This window comes from Mycobacterium sp. IDUB_24 (genome assembly GCF_055419385.1).
The window spans coordinates 94,601-109,301 of the sequence record NZ_JBVAXO010000009.1; the positions used below are offsets into that span (position 1 = coordinate 94,601).

The window sequence follows — 14,701 nt, forward strand, 5'->3', positions numbered from 1 at the left end:
ACACGTGACCCCAATCAGCGAGTTGGTGCGCTACGACGGCAAGCACGTTGTGGTCACCGGCTGTGGGTCGGGCATCGGCGCCGAGGTGACCCGCGCGCTGGGTGAGCTCGGCGCCCGGGTGACGGGCCTGGACGTCCGGCCACCCGAGCGCCTACCCGACAGGTTCATCGAACTGGACCTTGCGGACCCGGAGTCCGTCGATCGTGCATCCGGCGCGATCGACGGACCGGTGGACGCCCTCTTCAATGTGGCCGGCGTGTCCTCGGGCATCGGCAACCCGCTTCTGGTGGTTCGGATCAACTTTCTGGGCACTCGGCAGTTCACCGAGGCGTTGGTGGACCGGATCCCAGCGGGTGGTTCGATCACCTCGGTGTCCTCGCTGGCGGCTTCGGGTTACCGCGAGAACCGCGCGACCACAGTGGGATTACTCAAGACCCGATCGGTCGATGCGGGGTTGCAATGGTGCGCCGACCACCCCGATGCTCTTGCTGACGGGGGCTACCGGTTGTCCAAGGAGGCGATGATTCTCTACGCGATGTGGCGGGCCACCGAACTCGGGGCTCGCGGGATCCGGATCAACTGCAGCGCGCCGGGGGTTACCGAGACACCGATCCTCGACCAGCTGCGCACCGCCTATGGGCAGCAGTTTCTCGATTCGTTCACGACACCGTTGGGCCGCAAATCCGAGGCTGCCGAGCAGGCTTCGGTGCTGGCATTCCTCGGCAGCGCGGCAGCCAGTTATGTGACCGGGCAGGTGATCTGGGCGGACGGCGGAATCCTCGCCCAGCGCGAGTCGGCCCTGCTCGATGCCGCAGACGACAGGAGCTGACCATGTCCGGGACGATGAGCGACTTCCGCAAGGTCGCCGACGATGTGCGCAACTGGGGACGCTGGGGGGATGCCGACGAGCTCGGCACCCTGAACCTGATCACCCCGGACAAAGTCGCCCATGGTGCCTCACTGGTGAAGCAGGGCAAGGTGTTCGCGCTCGGCGGTGACTTCTCCTCGGCCGGTCCACAGGGGGCGTTCCAGTTCCGGCAGAACCCGACGCACGTGATGACGGTCGACGGCGGGGACGCCAACACGTTGACTCAGTACGGCCCGCAATGGCTGCGTAATTCGGTGGCCCACCAGGTCAGCGAGTTCTTCGTGGACAATCCGTTCCGCTTCAACGACGACATGATCGTCATGCCGCTGCAGGCCGCCACACAATGGGACGCGCTGTCGCATGTCTATTACGAGGACAAGCTCTACAACGGATTCCCCGCCGATTCGGTCACCAGCTTCGGTGCCTTCCACTGCGGTATCGACAAGGTGGACGGTAAGGGCATCACCTCGCGCGGGGTGCTGCTTGACGTGGTCCGTCACCGAGGTGCCGGCCAATTCCTGGAACCCGGCAACCCGATCGGCGCGGCTGAGCTCGACGACGTGGCCGCAGCCCAAGGGGTCACCATCACCCCCGGAGACATCGTTGTGGTGCACACCGGTTGGTGGACGAGGTTTTTGGCCAGCGGCGACGGCACCGAGCCTGGCTCCGGGCTGGATTGGCGCTGCGCCTCCTGGCTGCACGACCATCAGGTGGCCGCGGTGGCCGCCGACAACCTGATGGTCGAGGATCCTGACCCCGCCAACGGTGTCGAGGGGACCTTCTTGCCGATGCACATGCTCTGTCTGCGCGACATGGGCCTGATGCTCGGTGAATACTGGGATCTGGGCGCACTGGCCGCCGATTGTGCCGCCGATGGTGTGTACGAATTCCAGCTGATTGCGCCTCCGCTGCGGGTGACCGGTGCGGTCGGGTCACCGGTGAATCCCATTGCGATCAAATGAGGAAGACATGACGTCAGCCGAGAAAGTCCCGTTCGTCGTCGGGCTCGGCGGTACGCTGCGCGCCGATTCGTCGACCGAGCGGGTGGTGCGCTATTGCCTGGAATCGGTGGAGCGCCAGGGCGGCCGGACCCGGATGTTCGCGGGACCTGATCTGGAGCTGCCGATGTATGCGCCGCACTCGTTGGAGCGCACACCCGCGGCGCTGGAGTTCGTCTCCGCGCTGCGAGACGCCGACGCCGTGGTGGTGGGCTCACCCGGTTACCACGGCGCGATCTCCGGTCTGGTCAAGAACGCCCTCGACTACATTGAGGACCTGCGGGAGGATCCACGGGTATACCTGGACAACACCCCGTGGGGTTGCATCAGTTGCGCCTACGGTTGGCAGGCCGCGGTAGGAACGCTGGGGCAGTTGCGTTCGATCGGTCATGCGTTGCGGGCCTGGCCCACACCGTTGGGGGTGGCGATCAACTCGGCCGATCAGATCTGGGACGAGGCAGGCGAATTGGCCGACGGGCCGGTACGCGGCCAACTCGACATGCTGGCCACCCAGCTGTTGACGTTCGGCCGGTCCGACGGAGTCGCCCAATGACGGCCCAGCGCACATTCGTACGCAAGACCATTGACGTCGACGGTCTGACCACCAGCTACCTGGAAGCCGGGCAAGGTGACCCCGTCGTGCTGCTGCACGGCGGCGAGTTCGGCGCCGGTGCCGAACTGGGTTGGGAGCACGCCATCGGCGCACTCTCCGAGCATTACCGCGTGCTGGCACCCGACATGCTGGGTTTCGGTGAGAGTGCCAAGGTCATCGATTTCAATGACGGTCGGGGAATGCGGATCCGGCACATTGCCCGATTCTGCGCCGAACTCGACGTCGCTCAAGCCCATTTCGTCGGCAACTCGATGGGGGCGATCAACCTGCTGGTCGATGCCACCTCGGATGCCCCGCGGCTCCCCGTGCGATCGCTCACCGCGATCTGCGGGGGAGGGGAGATTCAGCGCAACGAGTTCTCGGCGGCGTTGTACGACTACGACGCGACCATCGACGGGATGCGTCGCATCGTCACCGCACTGTTCGCCGATCTGGCCTATCCGGCCGACGAGGCTTATGTGCAGCGGAGATACGAGTCGAGCATTGCGCCGGGGGCCTGGGAAAGCCTGGCCGCGGCTCGATTTCGGCGGCCCGGACTCGAGGCGCCGGCGATGCCTTCGTCGCAACGGGCCTATGACCGCATCGGGGTGCCGACCATGATCGTCGAGGGGGAGCGTGACAAGCTGCTGCCGTCCGGTTGGGCCGCCGAAATCGCCGGCCAGATCGCCGGTGCCCGTAGTGCGGTGATTCCCGGCGCCGGGCACTGCCCGCAGATCGAACAGCCGGCCGCGCTCACCGCGGTGCTGCTGGAATTCCTGAAAGAGGTGCAATGAACGAGCTGGCCGGAAAAGTCACGGTCGTCACCGGCGGGGCGTCAGGTCTCGGTGAAGGTCTGGTGCGCCGCTTCGCGGCCGAGGGTGCCCAGGTGGTGATCGGTGACATCGACGAGGATCGCGGCAAGGCGCTGGCCGCCGAACTCGGTGACAACGCCGCGTTCCTGTTCACCGACGTGGGCGACGTCGAGCAGGTGGGGCGTCTGGTGTCGACAGCGGTGGAGACCTTCGGCGGCCTGGACGTCATGGTCAACAACGCCGGGGTCTCGGGCCGGATGCACCGTCGTTTCCTCGACGACGATCTCGCCGATTTCGACACCGTGATGCGGGTCAATGTCCGTGCTGTCATGGCCGGCACCCGTGATGCCGCGCGGTACATGGCCGAGCACGGAGGCGGATCGATCCTCAACCTGACCTCGATCGGGGGGATCCAGGCCGGCGGCGGGGTGATGACGTATCGCGCGTCCAAGGCGGCGGTCATCCAGTTCACCAAGTCCGCGGCGATCGAGTTGGCCCACTACGAGATCCGGGTCAACGCCATCGCGCCGGGAAATATCCGCACGGCGATCGTGGCCAAGTCGGCTTCCCCTGACGAGCGCGAGCGCATCGAGGAGTTCGAGGCCGGGATCCGTGCCCAGATGCGCAACGACCGCCCGCTCAAGCGGGAGGGCACAGTCGAGGACGTGGCCGAGGCGGCCCTGTACTTCGCCACCGACCGGTCGCGGTACGTGACCGGGACCGTGTTGCCGATCGACGGGGGCACGGTCGCGGGCAAGGTCCTCGTCCGCAAGCCTAAGTCCTGAACTCCGGCGCCGACGCTACGGTTCTGGTCGAAAACCCGGTTATCCAGCCAAAAGCGTAGCTCCGGCGAGGCGGCGGAACGGCCGCCGACCAGCGTCCGACGAGTTTAAATCAACTGCTTGACTTAATTACAGGGGGAGCGTTGACTGTAACGGTGACAGCAGCCAACCGGACCGCTCGCGCCGACCGGGCCAGCAGCACCCAGGAGGCGATCCTCAAGGCGGCCGAGCGGCTCTATGCCGAGCACGGTGTGTTCGCGGTGTCCAACCGGCAGGTGAGCGAGGCCGCCGGGCAGGGCAACAACGCCGCGGTCGGCTACCACTTCGGCACCAAGACCGATCTGGTCCGCGCGATCGAGCACAAGCACCGCGGCCCGATCGAGTACCTGCGTGAGCAGATGGTCGCCGACATCGGTGACGCGTCGGGGCTACGGGACTGGGTCGCCTGCCTGGTGCAGCCACTCACCGATCACCTTGCAGCGCTCGGGAACCCGACCTGGTACGCCAGGTTCGCCGCGCAGGTTATGACCGACCCCGCCTACCACAACATCGTGGTCCGCGACGCCCTGAGTTCGGAGTCGCTGGTGCAGGTTATCGACGGGATGAAGAACTGCCTGCCCGATCTGCCCGACGAGATCCGGGCCGAACGCAACATCATGGCGCGCAACCTGTTGATGCACAGTGCCGCTGATCGTGAACGTGCGATGGCGCAGGGCGGCAACGTACCGCGGGCGTCCTGGCAGGGCGCGGCATCGGGACTGATCGACGCGATCGTCGGCCTCTGGATGGCGCCGGTTACTCAAGAAAGCGACCTCATATGAAAGTCACTGTCGACCAGGACAAGTGCGTCTCGTCGGGGCAGTGCGTGCTCAACGCCGGCGAGGTGTTCGACCAGCGCGACGAAGACGGCGTAGTGGTCCTACTCGAACCTGCTCCCGACCCGGACCAAACCGACAATGCCCGCCGCGCCGCAGCGGCCTGCCCAGCCCTAGCCATCGAGATCGAGGAATGACACCGAATGTCTGAAACCCTTGCCGACTCCGTGACCACCACCGACATCCCCGACTACCCGATGGAGCGCGACGTGCGGTGCCCGTTCGCGCCGCCGCCACCCATGCTGGGCAACCCCAAAGGCCTGTTCCGCGTGAAGATCTGGAACGGCAGCACGCCATGGTTGATCACCGGCCACGAAGAGGCCCGGACCCTCTTCGCCGACGCCCGGATCAGCGTGGACGACCGGATCTCGGGCTTCCCGCACTGGAATGAGCACATGCTCTCCACCGTGGACAAACGGCCGCGCTCGGTGTTCACCTCCGACGCCGAGGAGCACACCCGTTTCCGCCGGATGCTGTCCAAGCCGTTCACGTTCCGTCGGGTCGAGGCGTTGCGCGCGGCCATCCAGAAGATCACCGACGAGTGCATCGACGAGATCCTGGCCGGTCCGCAGCCCGCCGACCTGGTCGCCAAGCTGGCTCTGCCGGTGCCCACCGTGGTGATCAGCGAGATGCTCGGTGTCCCCTACGAAGACCACGAGTTCTTCCAGGAGCACGCCAACGCCGGCCTGGCCCGTTACGCCGCAGCGGATGCCATGCAGAAGGGCGCGATGAGCCTGCACCAGTACTTGATCAATCTGGTCGAGGAGAAGCAGGCCAATCCGTCCGAGGACGCCGTGTCCGACCTGGCCGAGCGGGTGACCGCCGGGGAGATCAGCGTCAAGGAGGCCGCACAGCTGGGCACCGGCCTGCTGATCGCCGGGCACGAGACCACCGCCAACATGATCGGCATCGGCATCCTGGCGCTGCTCGAGAACCCCGAGCAGGCCGACTTCCTGCGTACGGCCGACGATCCGAAGGTGATCGCCAACGCGGTCGAGGAACTGATGCGCTACCTGTCCATCATCCAGACCGGCCAGCGCCGGGTGGCACTCGAGGACATCGAGATCAGCGGCGAGACCATCCGCGCCGGTGACGGCGTCATCATCGACCTGTCTCCGGCCAACTGGGACGCCAAGGCCTACCCGGAGCCCGACAAGCTGGACCTCAGCCGGGATGCCGGACAGCAATTGGGCTTCGGCTACGGTCGCCACCAGTGCGTCGGACAGCAGTTGGCGCGCGCCGAACTGCAGATCGTCTTCCACACCTTGCTGCGCCGGATCCCGACCCTGCGCCTGGCCGTTCCGCTCGACGAGGTGCCGTTCAAGCACGACCGCCTCGCCTACGGCGTCTACGAACTTCCCGTGACTTGGTAACCGACAGCCCTGATTGGAGTACCACAGATGACTGCTTCGACTACCCTCTATCCGCCGGAAGGCTTTGGCGCACCGAAGAATCGCCGCGGCCACGCGACGGAGGGAGGTCTGACCGGGCTCCCTGAAGACACCACGATCTTCTCGGCCGACAACCACATCTCGGTGGCCGACGACATCTTCTACGAGCGCTTCCCCGACGACCTCAAAGGTGCCGCCCCCCGGATCTGGTACGAGGACGGCGCCTACATGGTCGGGATGAAGGGCAAAGCGTGGACCGGTGGCGATTTCGGCCGGGTGCTCATGCAGTACGACGACCTGGCCGGTGCGGCATCCAACAACATCACCGCCCGCATCCGGGAGCTCAAAGAAGACGGTATCGACCGGGAACTCGCCTTCCCCAACGCTGTGCTCGCCCTTTTCCACTACCCGGACAAGGGGATTCGTGAGCGGGTGTTCCGCATTTACAACGAGGTGATGGCCGAACTCCAGGAAAGCAGCAATGGCCATTTCTACGGGGTCGGGTTGATCAACTGGTGGGATCCGGCCGGCACTCGCAGTACCCTCGAGCAGCTGAAATCGCTGGGGCTCAAGACGTTCCTGCTGCCGCTGAACCCGGGCAAGGACGACGAGGGCAACATCTACGATTACGGCAGCACCGAGATGGACGCGGTCTGGGACGAGATCGAGGCCGCCGGCCTGCCGGTCAGCCACCACATCGGGGAGACCCCGCCCAAGACTCCGTGCCAGAACAACAGCGTCGTGGTCGGCATGATGGTCAACGTGGACTCCTTCCGTGAGCAGTTCGCCAAGTACGTATTCTCCGGAATTCTGGATCGGCATCCGAGCCTCAAGATCGGCTGGTTCGAAGGTGGAATAGCCTGGGTGCCCACCGCATTGCAGGATGCCGAGCACATGCTGGCCTCCTACCGGCACATGTTCAACCACGAACTGCAGCACCCGGTGCGGCACTATTGGGACCAGCACATGGCCGCGTCGTTCATGGTCGATCCGCTGGGCCTGCGGCTCATCGATGAGATCGGCGTCGACAACGTGATGTGGTCCAGTGACTACCCGCACAACGAATCCACCTTCGGCTACTCGGAGAAGTCCCTGGCCACGGTGGTGAACGCAGTCGGCCCGGAGAACGCCGTCAAGATCGTGTCCACCAACATCCAGAAGTTCCTGGGGCTGCGCACGTGAGGAGCAATCGGGGCAACAGCATGAGTACCCTCACCAATTCGGGCGTAACTCAGATCGCCCGAACCGGCTACACGCCGTTCGATATTCCCGACGAGCCCGACGTCGCCCGGATGCGTCGAGAGGTCGGTGCCCGGTTGCATGCCGCGATGGCCGACCAGGGCGTCGATGCGCTCGTGCTGCTCGGCAACAGCAACGTCATGTATGCCACCGGTATCGCCTGGCCGTTGGCCGACGCGGGACTGTCGCACGTCGAGCGGCCGATCGCGGTCGTGCTGGCCGATGACGAACACCCACACCTGTTCCTGCCTTTCCGGGAGGGCGCGGCCATGGAAACAGGTCTGCCCGAGGGGCACTTGCATGGGCCGGTCTACCTCGAATTCGACGAGGGTGTCGCGGAATTCGCGAGGATCCTGGCCGGTTTGGTGCCCGCCGGTGCGACGATCGCGACCGACGAGTTGACCGGGGCGATGCGATTGGCCGGCAGTGCACTGTTTCCCAGCACACCGGTGGATGCCGCCCCGGTGGTCGGTGCGGCGAAACTCGTCAAGACGATCGACCAGATCGCCTGCATCCGCCGAGCTTGCCAGATCACCGAAGAGGCCATCGCCGAGATCCACAAGTCGCTGACGCCCGGTGTGCGCCAGATCGACCTGTCTGCCGAATTCGTGCGCCGCACTTTCGAGTTGGGTGCCACGACCAACATGTTCGATTCGATCTGGCAGGCGATGCCCGCGTCGAAGGCGGAAGGCACCTGGACCACCACCGGCGATCTGGCCCTGCCCCTGCTGACCACCGAGCGCGAGCTGCAGCGGGGCGACGTGCTGTGGACCGACGTGTCCATCGCCTACCACGGCTACTGTTCCGATCATGGGCGGACGTGGATCGTCGGTGAGGACCCGACGCCGGCCCAGCAGCAGCAATTCGACAAGTGGAGTCGCATTGTCGACGCAGTGCTTTCGGTGACGAAGGCCGGTGCCACGTGTGGTGACCTCGGCCGCGCGGCAACTGCGGCCGGCGGCGGGCAGAAGCCCTGGCTGCCGCATTTCTACCTGGGACACGGTATCGGCACCAGCGCAGCTGAAATGCCGATGATCGGAACGGATCTCGGGCAGGAGTGGGACGACAGCTTCGTCTTCCCGGAGGGCATGTTGCTGGTGTTCGAGCCGGTGGTCTGGGAGGACGGCACCGGCGGGTATCGCGGCGAGGAGATCGTGGTGGTGACCGAGGGCGGCTGGATGCCGCTGACTGCATATCCGTACGACCCCTATGAGGTGTCCCGTGGGAACTGAAATCGAGGCCGACGGCCGGGCGCTGCGGGTCAGCCGTCGGGCGCGTGCCATCGCACAGATGGAGGCCCATGACCTCGACGCGCTGGTGCTCGGCAGGCAGGCGAACGTCCGGTACATCTCCGGCGCCCCACAGCTGTGGGTGGTAGGTACCCGGCCTTTCGGGCCGATCTGCACGTTCGTCCGCGCCACGGGTGCGATCCACCTGAACAGCACGTGGGACGAGGGCATCCCAGAGGAGATCCCACACGAGAATCTGTACGGCTTCGCGTGGAACCCGATGACTCTGGTTGGGGTGCTGCAGAGCATCGAGGGCGCCGATTCGGCATGGCGCATCGGAACCGATGCTCTGACACCGACCTTCGCCAAGCTGCTGCCGATGGCGTTCCCGAACGCGGAACTGGTCGACGGTGAGCAGGCGATGCGGGCCGCGCGTCGAGTCAAGACGCCCGAGGAGATCCTGGCATTGCGGCGGGCTTTGGCCGTCGCCGGGGAGGGGTTGGCCAAAGGTGTGGCCGGGTTGGTTCCGGGAACCACCGAGAAGAGCCTTGCCGGTGCCATATTGGAGGCCGAAGCCGCCGGTGGGGTGAGCACCCCGGCCACACAGGATGCCGCATGGGTCACCTCGAAGGATCATCCGTGGCGTCGTGCCGAAGGAGACGGCCGGGTGAGCGAGGGCGATCTCGTGGCGTTGTCGGCGGGTGTGCTCGCAGACGGCTACGTGGCGGAGGTCGCGCGCACCGTGTACGTGGGTGAACCGACAGATGCGGTCAGATCGCTGTACCGGCGACGGGATGAGCTGTGGGACAGGCTGCTTGATGCCTGCCGTGCGGGTAAGCCGGCGAGTGCCCTGCTCGATGCGTACAACCAGGCCGGCGAATCGGTACCGGCGATGCCGGTGGCACACGGGCTCGGGTTGGGATTCGACCCGCCGGTGGTGTCCCCGAGCCTGCGGGCGACCGCCGAGGCCGACGTCCTTGAGGAGGGGATGGTCCTCGCCGTCACCGGCTACGTCTGGGAGCCGGGCGTCGGTGCGGTGTTCACCCGTGACGCCGTGGTTATCGGCGCCAATGGTCCCGAGGTGCTCACCCGGGCCCCGTCCGACAGCGAGGCCGCACATGTCTGAGCGTCTCCAGCCCTCTGCCGCAGAGCGGCCCAAACCTGAAGAGATCATCCTCTACGAGAAGGACCCCAGGACCAAGATCGCCACCATCACGTTCAACCGGCCGGAGTTCCTCAACGCGCCTACGTCGATGGCCCGGCTGCGCTACGCCGATGTGCTGCGGGCGGCCAACGCCGACAACGACGTCAAGGTGGTGATCATCCGGGGTGTCGGGGACAACCTGGGTAGCGGGGCGGATCTTCCGGAATTCATGGAGGGCAACGACGATCCGGCGGTGCGGCTGGCGGAGTTGCGACTGGAGGACGATGGGGTGGGCGAGGTGACGTACCCGCCGAAGGGCACGTTCCGTAACGGGGCCACCATCAGCTCGTGGTATGCGAACTCCCAGGCCGGCAACCGTGCGCTGCAGGACTTCAAGAAGATCAGCATCGTCGAGGCCAAGGGGTACTGCTACGGCTGGCATTTCTATCAGTGCGCCGATGCTGATCTGGTGATCTCGTCTGACGACGCTTTGTTCGGTCATCCGTCTTTCCGGTACCACGGCTGGGGGCCACGCATGTGGACCTGGGTCCAGATGATGGGCCTGCGCAAGTTTCAGGAGATGGTCTTCACCGGGCGCCCGTTCACGGCGGCGGAGATGTACGACTGCAACTTCCTGAACAAGGTGGTAACCCGCGATCAGCTGGAAGCCGAAGTGCGGAAGTATGCGCTGGCCTGTACCCGGAACCGGCCGGTGGACACCGTCTTTCAGCAGAAGATGTTCTTCGAGATCTTCAAGCAGCAGCAGGGTGAGTACATGGGCAGCCTGCTGTCCGCGTTCTTCGAGTCGATGGGCAACGGGGTGGCCAACGACAGCGACGACGACCTTGACATGTTCGAGTCGATCGATTCCGGACTGTCGGCTGCGGTCAACGACAACGACAGCAAGTTCCCGCCCGATTTCCGGCTCTCCAAGAAGAACCGGGCCAAACCCGAATAGCGGCGAAACGGCATTCCAGCAGAGAAAGTCCGAGTGTCGGCCTGCTGGAATGCGGTTTCGGCGAGAGAGCGGATATGACACCACCACCACTTGACGGCTACACCGTCATCGACCTGTCCAGCGGGATCGCTGGGGCGTACGCCACAAAAGTTCTCGCCGACGGCGGCGCGGATGTGATCAAAGTCGAAGCGCCCGAGGGTGACCCGCTGCGTCGCTGGTCGGCGTCGGGCGCGCATATCGGCCCGGACGAGGACGGCGCGTTGTTCGGCTACCTGGCCGGTGGTAAACGCAGTGTGATCGTTGACCAGGAGGCCTCCGGTGACCGAGAGCTGCTCGACCGGTTGGTGGCCGCGGCTGATGCGGTGATCTGGTCGCCGGAATCGGCTGTCGCGCAGTCGGTTGCGCCCGAAGACGTATTTCGGCGCTACCCACATCTGATCGTCACCACGATCACGCCGTTCGGGTTGGACGGTCCGTGGAGCGGCCGGCCCGCCACGGAGTTCACGCTTCAGGCATGGTCGGGCGGGGCGATCGGAATCGGCCGTGGTGTGCAGGACCGGGCACCCGTGTCCATCGGGGGCCAAGTGGGCGAGTGGTTGGCCGGTGCCTACGCGGCAGCGATGACCCTGGCGTTCCGGGCACGTGCGCTGCATGACGGCCACGGCGAGCTGGTGGACCTGTCGGCGTTGGAGGCGCAGATCCTGGGCCTGACCTATTACCCGGTTACCTACTTCGAAATGCTGGGCCGCCCGTGGCGCAGCGAGCGCAGGCCCACTGTTCCCGGGGTTGCCGAGGCGGCCGACGGCCTGGTGGCGCTCGGATGCGGTACCGCCCAGCAGTGGTGGGACCTGTGCGCGATGTCGGGCCACGACGAGTGGATCGACGAGAGCTCCGAGCTCACCATCACCGAACAAGCCAATCTGCATGCGGAGGAGCTTTTTGCGTGGGTGCGTGAGCAGCAGGCCGAAGAACTCCGCGACCTGGCAGCGGCCTTCCGGATCCCGAACTCACCGGTCGGCAACGGTGAAAACATCACCGCCATGGACCATTTCGTGGAGCGGAAGGCGTTTGTCCGCAATCCACAGCACGGGTTCACCCAGCCCGCCGCGGCGTACCGGCTGTCCGGTGTGTCGCTGCGGGAGGCGGCGCCGGCTCCCCGGCTCGGCGCGCACACCGGGGAGATCCGGGCGGCCGAGCTGAGTCCGCGCGAAGTCCCGGCCGGTGAGCCGAGAGGCGATCGGTTGCCGTTCAGCGGGTTACGGGTGCTCGACATGACCACGTTCTGGGCCGGACCCTCGTGTACCCATCCGCTCGGCATGCTGGGCGCCGAGGTGATCCATCTGGAGTCGACCCCGCGCCCGGACGGCACTCGGTTGATCGCGGGTATCCCGGCCACCGTGGAGCAGTGGTGGGAGCGCTCACCGATCTTCAGTGCGCTCAACACCAACAAGAAGGGCCTCACGCTGGATTTCCAGACGGAGCAGGGCCGGGATCTGTTGCGCCGGCTGATCGCCACCTGTGACGTGGTGGTGGAGAATTTCACCCCGAGGGTGATCGAACAGATCGGCCTCGATTTCGATTCGCTGCGGCAGTTGCGCGAGGACATCATCATGGTGCGCATGCCCGGTTTCGGGCTCGATGGGCCGTGGCGGGACAACCCGGCATTCGCGTACATCATCGAAGACGCCTCGGGGCTGAGCTGGCTCACCGGTTACCCGGATCGCACTCCGTTCGAACCGTATTCGATCGGCGATCCCAATGCCGGGGTGCACGCGCTGTCGGCACTGATGTTCGCACTCGAGCACCGCCGCCGCACAGGAGAGGCGGTGCTGGTGGAGGCCGCGATGGTCGACGCCGCGCTCAACATCGCTGCCGAGCAGGTCATCGAGTACTCGGCGTACGGTGCTCTGCTGCAGCGAGACGGCAATCGCGGGCCGGCCGCGGCGCCGCAGAACATCTACCAGAGCGCTGATATCGATGAGTTCGGCCGCGCCGACAGTTGGGTCGCCATCGCAGTCAGTACCGATGCCCAGTGGACGGCATTGCGTACCGCGATCGGGCAGCCGGATTGGGCCATGGTCCCGGGACTGGATTCCGCTGCTGGGCGCCGGGCCCACCACGATCTGGTCGATGAGAAGCTGGCCGCCTGGTGTCTACCCCGAAGCGGCGACGAGATCGTCGAAACCTTGTGGCCGGCCGGTGTGCCGGTGGCCAAGGTGATGCAGCCGCATCGTCAGCTCGAGCTGCCGCAGCTGCGGTTCCGGCAGTTCTTCGAACACGTCGGGCATCCGGTCAACAACGCCGCGCCGCACAGCACCCTGCCAGTCTCGTTGGCCAACGGCCCACGGGCGTTGCATCGGCGGGCCGCGCCGCTGCTCGGCGAGCACAATCACGAACTACTGTCCGAGCTGGGGCTGTCCGACGACGAGATCGCCGCACTGGCCGCCGATGGCGTGATCGGGACCGAACCGGGGGTGGGCGGACGCCGCAAGGCGGCTCGCTGAGGCAGGCTCAACCCCGCTGGAACCCGTCGATCAACGCTCCGAAATCTTCTGTGTTCCATAGATGCAGGACGTTGCTCAGCATCAGCAGCTGCGCCCGAACCGGCTCGTTGTCGGCAATCCGCGGGTCGAAGCGGTCAATTTGTTCTTCGGGCAGTGCCGGCTCAAGGTGGGCGGGCGCGTCGAGTAACCAGGCCACACCCATCACCGCGGCGTACAGCATGAGCTGAGTGCGTAGCCTGACGAGGTCGAGTTCCGGCCCTCCAGCGGACATGAACTCGGCGGCGAAATGATTCAGGAGCGCATCGAGGTGCTGGTCCCAGAGTTCGGTCTCGGCGCTACAGAGTGAACCCCACAGGGCCATCGCGACATTCATCACGCTCACGCAACCCCAGTCCATCAGCCCGCATCCCGACATCCCGTCCGGTTCGGCCCAGAACCAGGCGTTGTCGACGTTGGCGTTCCAGTGGCACAACGCGACCTGGTCGTCAGTGGAGTGCAGCCAGGACATGATGGCGTCCTCGGCCGCGGCGATCCGGGCCACGTCGGCGAGCATTCGGGCCGTGAACTCTGGCTGTCCGACTGCCGGCGGCAGCAACGCCGGGTACCTCATGGCGAATGCGACCAGCCGGTGAACCTGCTCGGTGAGTTCGGAGGGGGAGTGGCGCACCCGGCTGCCGACCGTCACTTTGGCCGCATCGTAAAGGAATCGGTGGGCAGTGGTATCGGGAAGGACCCCGGCTTGGTGGGCGCCGGCCAACCGGGCGACCGATGTCAGCAGAACCCGGTAGTGGCCGAGGGGATCGGGCATCCGGTAGTCGAGGCATTTGTCGTAGTGCGGTTCAATGCCGGCCTTACCGAATGAGATCCGCTCGGTCAACAGCATCCCGGTGCACGAGGCTTGGTGGTAGTCGGCGAATAGACACAGCGGCACCACGATGGGCAGCTTGGTTTCGGCCGTCAGCGCTCCGAATGCCACCTCGAGCTCCATTTGCGATTTGCCCCGATCGCGCCGCGGGCTGTCGAAGTCGCGGGAGAACTTCACGAAGAGTTCGGTGGGTAGTCCGTTGGCCGGATCCGCGTAACACACATCCAGTAGGGCCTTGCGCCCGGTACTTCCTCCAGAGCAGTCCTCGAAGCGGGTGATCGCGCTGACCCGGTCGCCTTTTGGGAGAACGTTGAAAGCATGCAGTGCTGCGGTCAGGAAGCCGGGGCCGGTTTCGCGCAGGGTGTCCGGATCGGCCGGAAATCGCAGCCCGGTATTGTCCCCGGTTACCCAACGTTGCATCTAGCGTCCCGATCCGTCGCACCG

At 65.6% G+C, this 14,701-nt stretch carries 14 protein-coding genes; 13 read left to right on the forward strand and 1 reads right to left on the reverse strand.

Translation table 11 applies throughout. The features are described from left to right. Positions 1–4: 4 nt before the first annotated feature. The 13 genes from ACZYZF_RS27315 to ACZYZF_RS27375 all read left to right on the forward strand — a co-directional run bounded on the left by ACZYZF_RS27315 (position 5) and on the right by ACZYZF_RS27375 (position 13,392). Complete coding sequence (locus ACZYZF_RS27315; protein ID WP_463747410.1) at positions 5–829, forward strand: coniferyl-alcohol dehydrogenase; 825 nt, start codon at positions 5–7, stop codon at positions 827–829. A gap of 2 nt (positions 830–831) precedes the next feature. Then, complete coding sequence (locus tag ACZYZF_RS27320) at positions 832–1,830, forward strand: cyclase family protein (RefSeq protein ID WP_463747409.1); 999 nt, start codon at positions 832–834, stop codon at positions 1,828–1,830. 7 nt (positions 1,831–1,837) lie between these two features. After that, the gene (locus ACZYZF_RS27325) at positions 1,838–2,419 is read left to right on the forward strand and encodes an NADPH-dependent FMN reductase (protein ID WP_463747408.1); all 582 of its coding nucleotides are present in this window, start codon (positions 1,838–1,840) and stop codon (positions 2,417–2,419) included. Further along, on the forward strand, positions 2,416–3,252 hold the full coding sequence (locus ACZYZF_RS27330; protein WP_463747407.1) for an alpha/beta fold hydrolase: 837 nt from the start codon (positions 2,416–2,418) through the stop codon (positions 3,250–3,252). Before ACZYZF_RS27325 ends, ACZYZF_RS27330 begins: the two co-directional genes overlap by 4 nt. After that, positions 3,249–4,055 carry an SDR family NAD(P)-dependent oxidoreductase gene (locus ACZYZF_RS27335; protein WP_463747406.1) on the forward strand — a complete coding sequence of 269 codons (807 nt, stop codon included), beginning with the start codon at positions 3,249–3,251 and terminating at the stop codon, positions 4,053–4,055. Before ACZYZF_RS27330 ends, ACZYZF_RS27335 begins: the two co-directional genes overlap by 4 nt. A gap of 152 nt (positions 4,056–4,207) precedes the next feature. Then, entirely contained in the window at positions 4,208–4,873 is a 666-nt protein-coding gene (locus ACZYZF_RS27340) for a TetR/AcrR family transcriptional regulator (RefSeq protein WP_463747405.1), read from the forward strand. Continuing rightward, positions 4,870–5,064, forward strand: coding sequence for a ferredoxin (locus tag ACZYZF_RS27345; protein WP_463747404.1), 195 nt, complete (start codon positions 4,870–4,872; stop codon positions 5,062–5,064). The genes ACZYZF_RS27340 and ACZYZF_RS27345 overlap by 4 nt, the downstream gene beginning before the upstream one ends. A gap of 6 nt (positions 5,065–5,070) precedes the next feature. Next, positions 5,071–6,300 carry a cytochrome P450 gene (locus tag ACZYZF_RS27350; RefSeq protein WP_463747403.1) on the forward strand — a complete coding sequence of 410 codons (1,230 nt, stop codon included), beginning with the start codon at positions 5,071–5,073 and terminating at the stop codon, positions 6,298–6,300. Positions 6,301–6,327: 27 nt separating this feature from the next. Beyond that, a complete protein-coding gene (locus ACZYZF_RS27355) occupies positions 6,328–7,500 on the forward strand; it encodes an amidohydrolase family protein (protein WP_463747402.1) in 1,173 nt (390 codons plus the stop codon). A 20-nt stretch (positions 7,501–7,520) separates the two neighbouring features. Next, complete coding sequence (locus ACZYZF_RS27360; RefSeq protein ID WP_463747401.1) at positions 7,521–8,789, forward strand: M24 family metallopeptidase; 1,269 nt, start codon at positions 7,521–7,523, stop codon at positions 8,787–8,789. Then, positions 8,779–9,912, forward strand: a complete 1,134-nt coding sequence (locus tag ACZYZF_RS27365; protein ID WP_463837388.1) for a M24 family metallopeptidase — start codon at positions 8,779–8,781, stop codon at positions 9,910–9,912. Before ACZYZF_RS27360 ends, ACZYZF_RS27365 begins: the two co-directional genes overlap by 11 nt. Continuing rightward, positions 9,905–10,888, forward strand: a complete 984-nt coding sequence (locus ACZYZF_RS27370) for an enoyl-CoA hydratase/isomerase family protein (protein WP_463837390.1) — start codon at positions 9,905–9,907, stop codon at positions 10,886–10,888. Before ACZYZF_RS27365 ends, ACZYZF_RS27370 begins: the two co-directional genes overlap by 8 nt. A gap of 74 nt (positions 10,889–10,962) precedes the next feature. Further along, positions 10,963–13,392 carry a CaiB/BaiF CoA transferase family protein gene (locus tag ACZYZF_RS27375; RefSeq protein ID WP_463837391.1) on the forward strand — a complete coding sequence of 810 codons (2,430 nt, stop codon included), beginning with the start codon at positions 10,963–10,965 and terminating at the stop codon, positions 13,390–13,392. 7 nt (positions 13,393–13,399) lie between these two features. Here ACZYZF_RS27375 and ACZYZF_RS27380 read toward each other — a convergent pair whose 3' ends face one another. After that, the gene (locus ACZYZF_RS27380; RefSeq protein ID WP_463747397.1) at positions 13,400–14,677 is read right to left on the reverse strand and encodes a hypothetical protein; all 1,278 of its coding nucleotides are present in this window, start codon (positions 14,675–14,677) and stop codon (positions 13,400–13,402) included. Between the last annotated feature and the right edge of the window lie 24 nt (positions 14,678–14,701).

Bases quoted from the DNA above. Each gene is read 5' to 3' on its own strand.
- ACZYZF_RS27360 (WP_463747401.1), top strand. From the start codon at position 7,521: ATGAGTACCCTCACCAATTCGGGCGTAACTCAGATCGCCCGAACCGGC.
- ACZYZF_RS27335 (WP_463747406.1), top strand. From the start codon at position 3,249: ATGAACGAGCTGGCCGGAAAAGTCACGGTCGTCACCGGCGGGGCGTCA.
- ACZYZF_RS27325 (WP_463747408.1), top strand. From the start codon at position 1,838: ATGACGTCAGCCGAGAAAGTCCCGTTCGTCGTCGGGCTCGGCGGTACG.
- ACZYZF_RS27370 (WP_463837390.1), top strand. From the start codon at position 9,905: ATGTCTGAGCGTCTCCAGCCCTCTGCCGCAGAGCGGCCCAAACCTGAA.
- ACZYZF_RS27380 (WP_463747397.1), bottom strand. From the start codon at position 14,677: ATGCAACGTTGGGTAACCGGGGACAATACCGGGCTGCGATTTCCGGCC.
- ACZYZF_RS27375 (WP_463837391.1), top strand. From the start codon at position 10,963: ATGACACCACCACCACTTGACGGCTACACCGTCATCGACCTGTCCAGC.
- ACZYZF_RS27350 (WP_463747403.1), top strand. From the start codon at position 5,071: ATGTCTGAAACCCTTGCCGACTCCGTGACCACCACCGACATCCCCGAC.
- ACZYZF_RS27355 (WP_463747402.1), top strand. From the start codon at position 6,328: ATGACTGCTTCGACTACCCTCTATCCGCCGGAAGGCTTTGGCGCACCG.
- ACZYZF_RS27330 (WP_463747407.1), top strand. From the start codon at position 2,416: ATGACGGCCCAGCGCACATTCGTACGCAAGACCATTGACGTCGACGGT.
- ACZYZF_RS27320 (WP_463747409.1), top strand. From the start codon at position 832: ATGTCCGGGACGATGAGCGACTTCCGCAAGGTCGCCGACGATGTGCGC.
- ACZYZF_RS27345 (WP_463747404.1), top strand. From the start codon at position 4,870: ATGAAAGTCACTGTCGACCAGGACAAGTGCGTCTCGTCGGGGCAGTGC.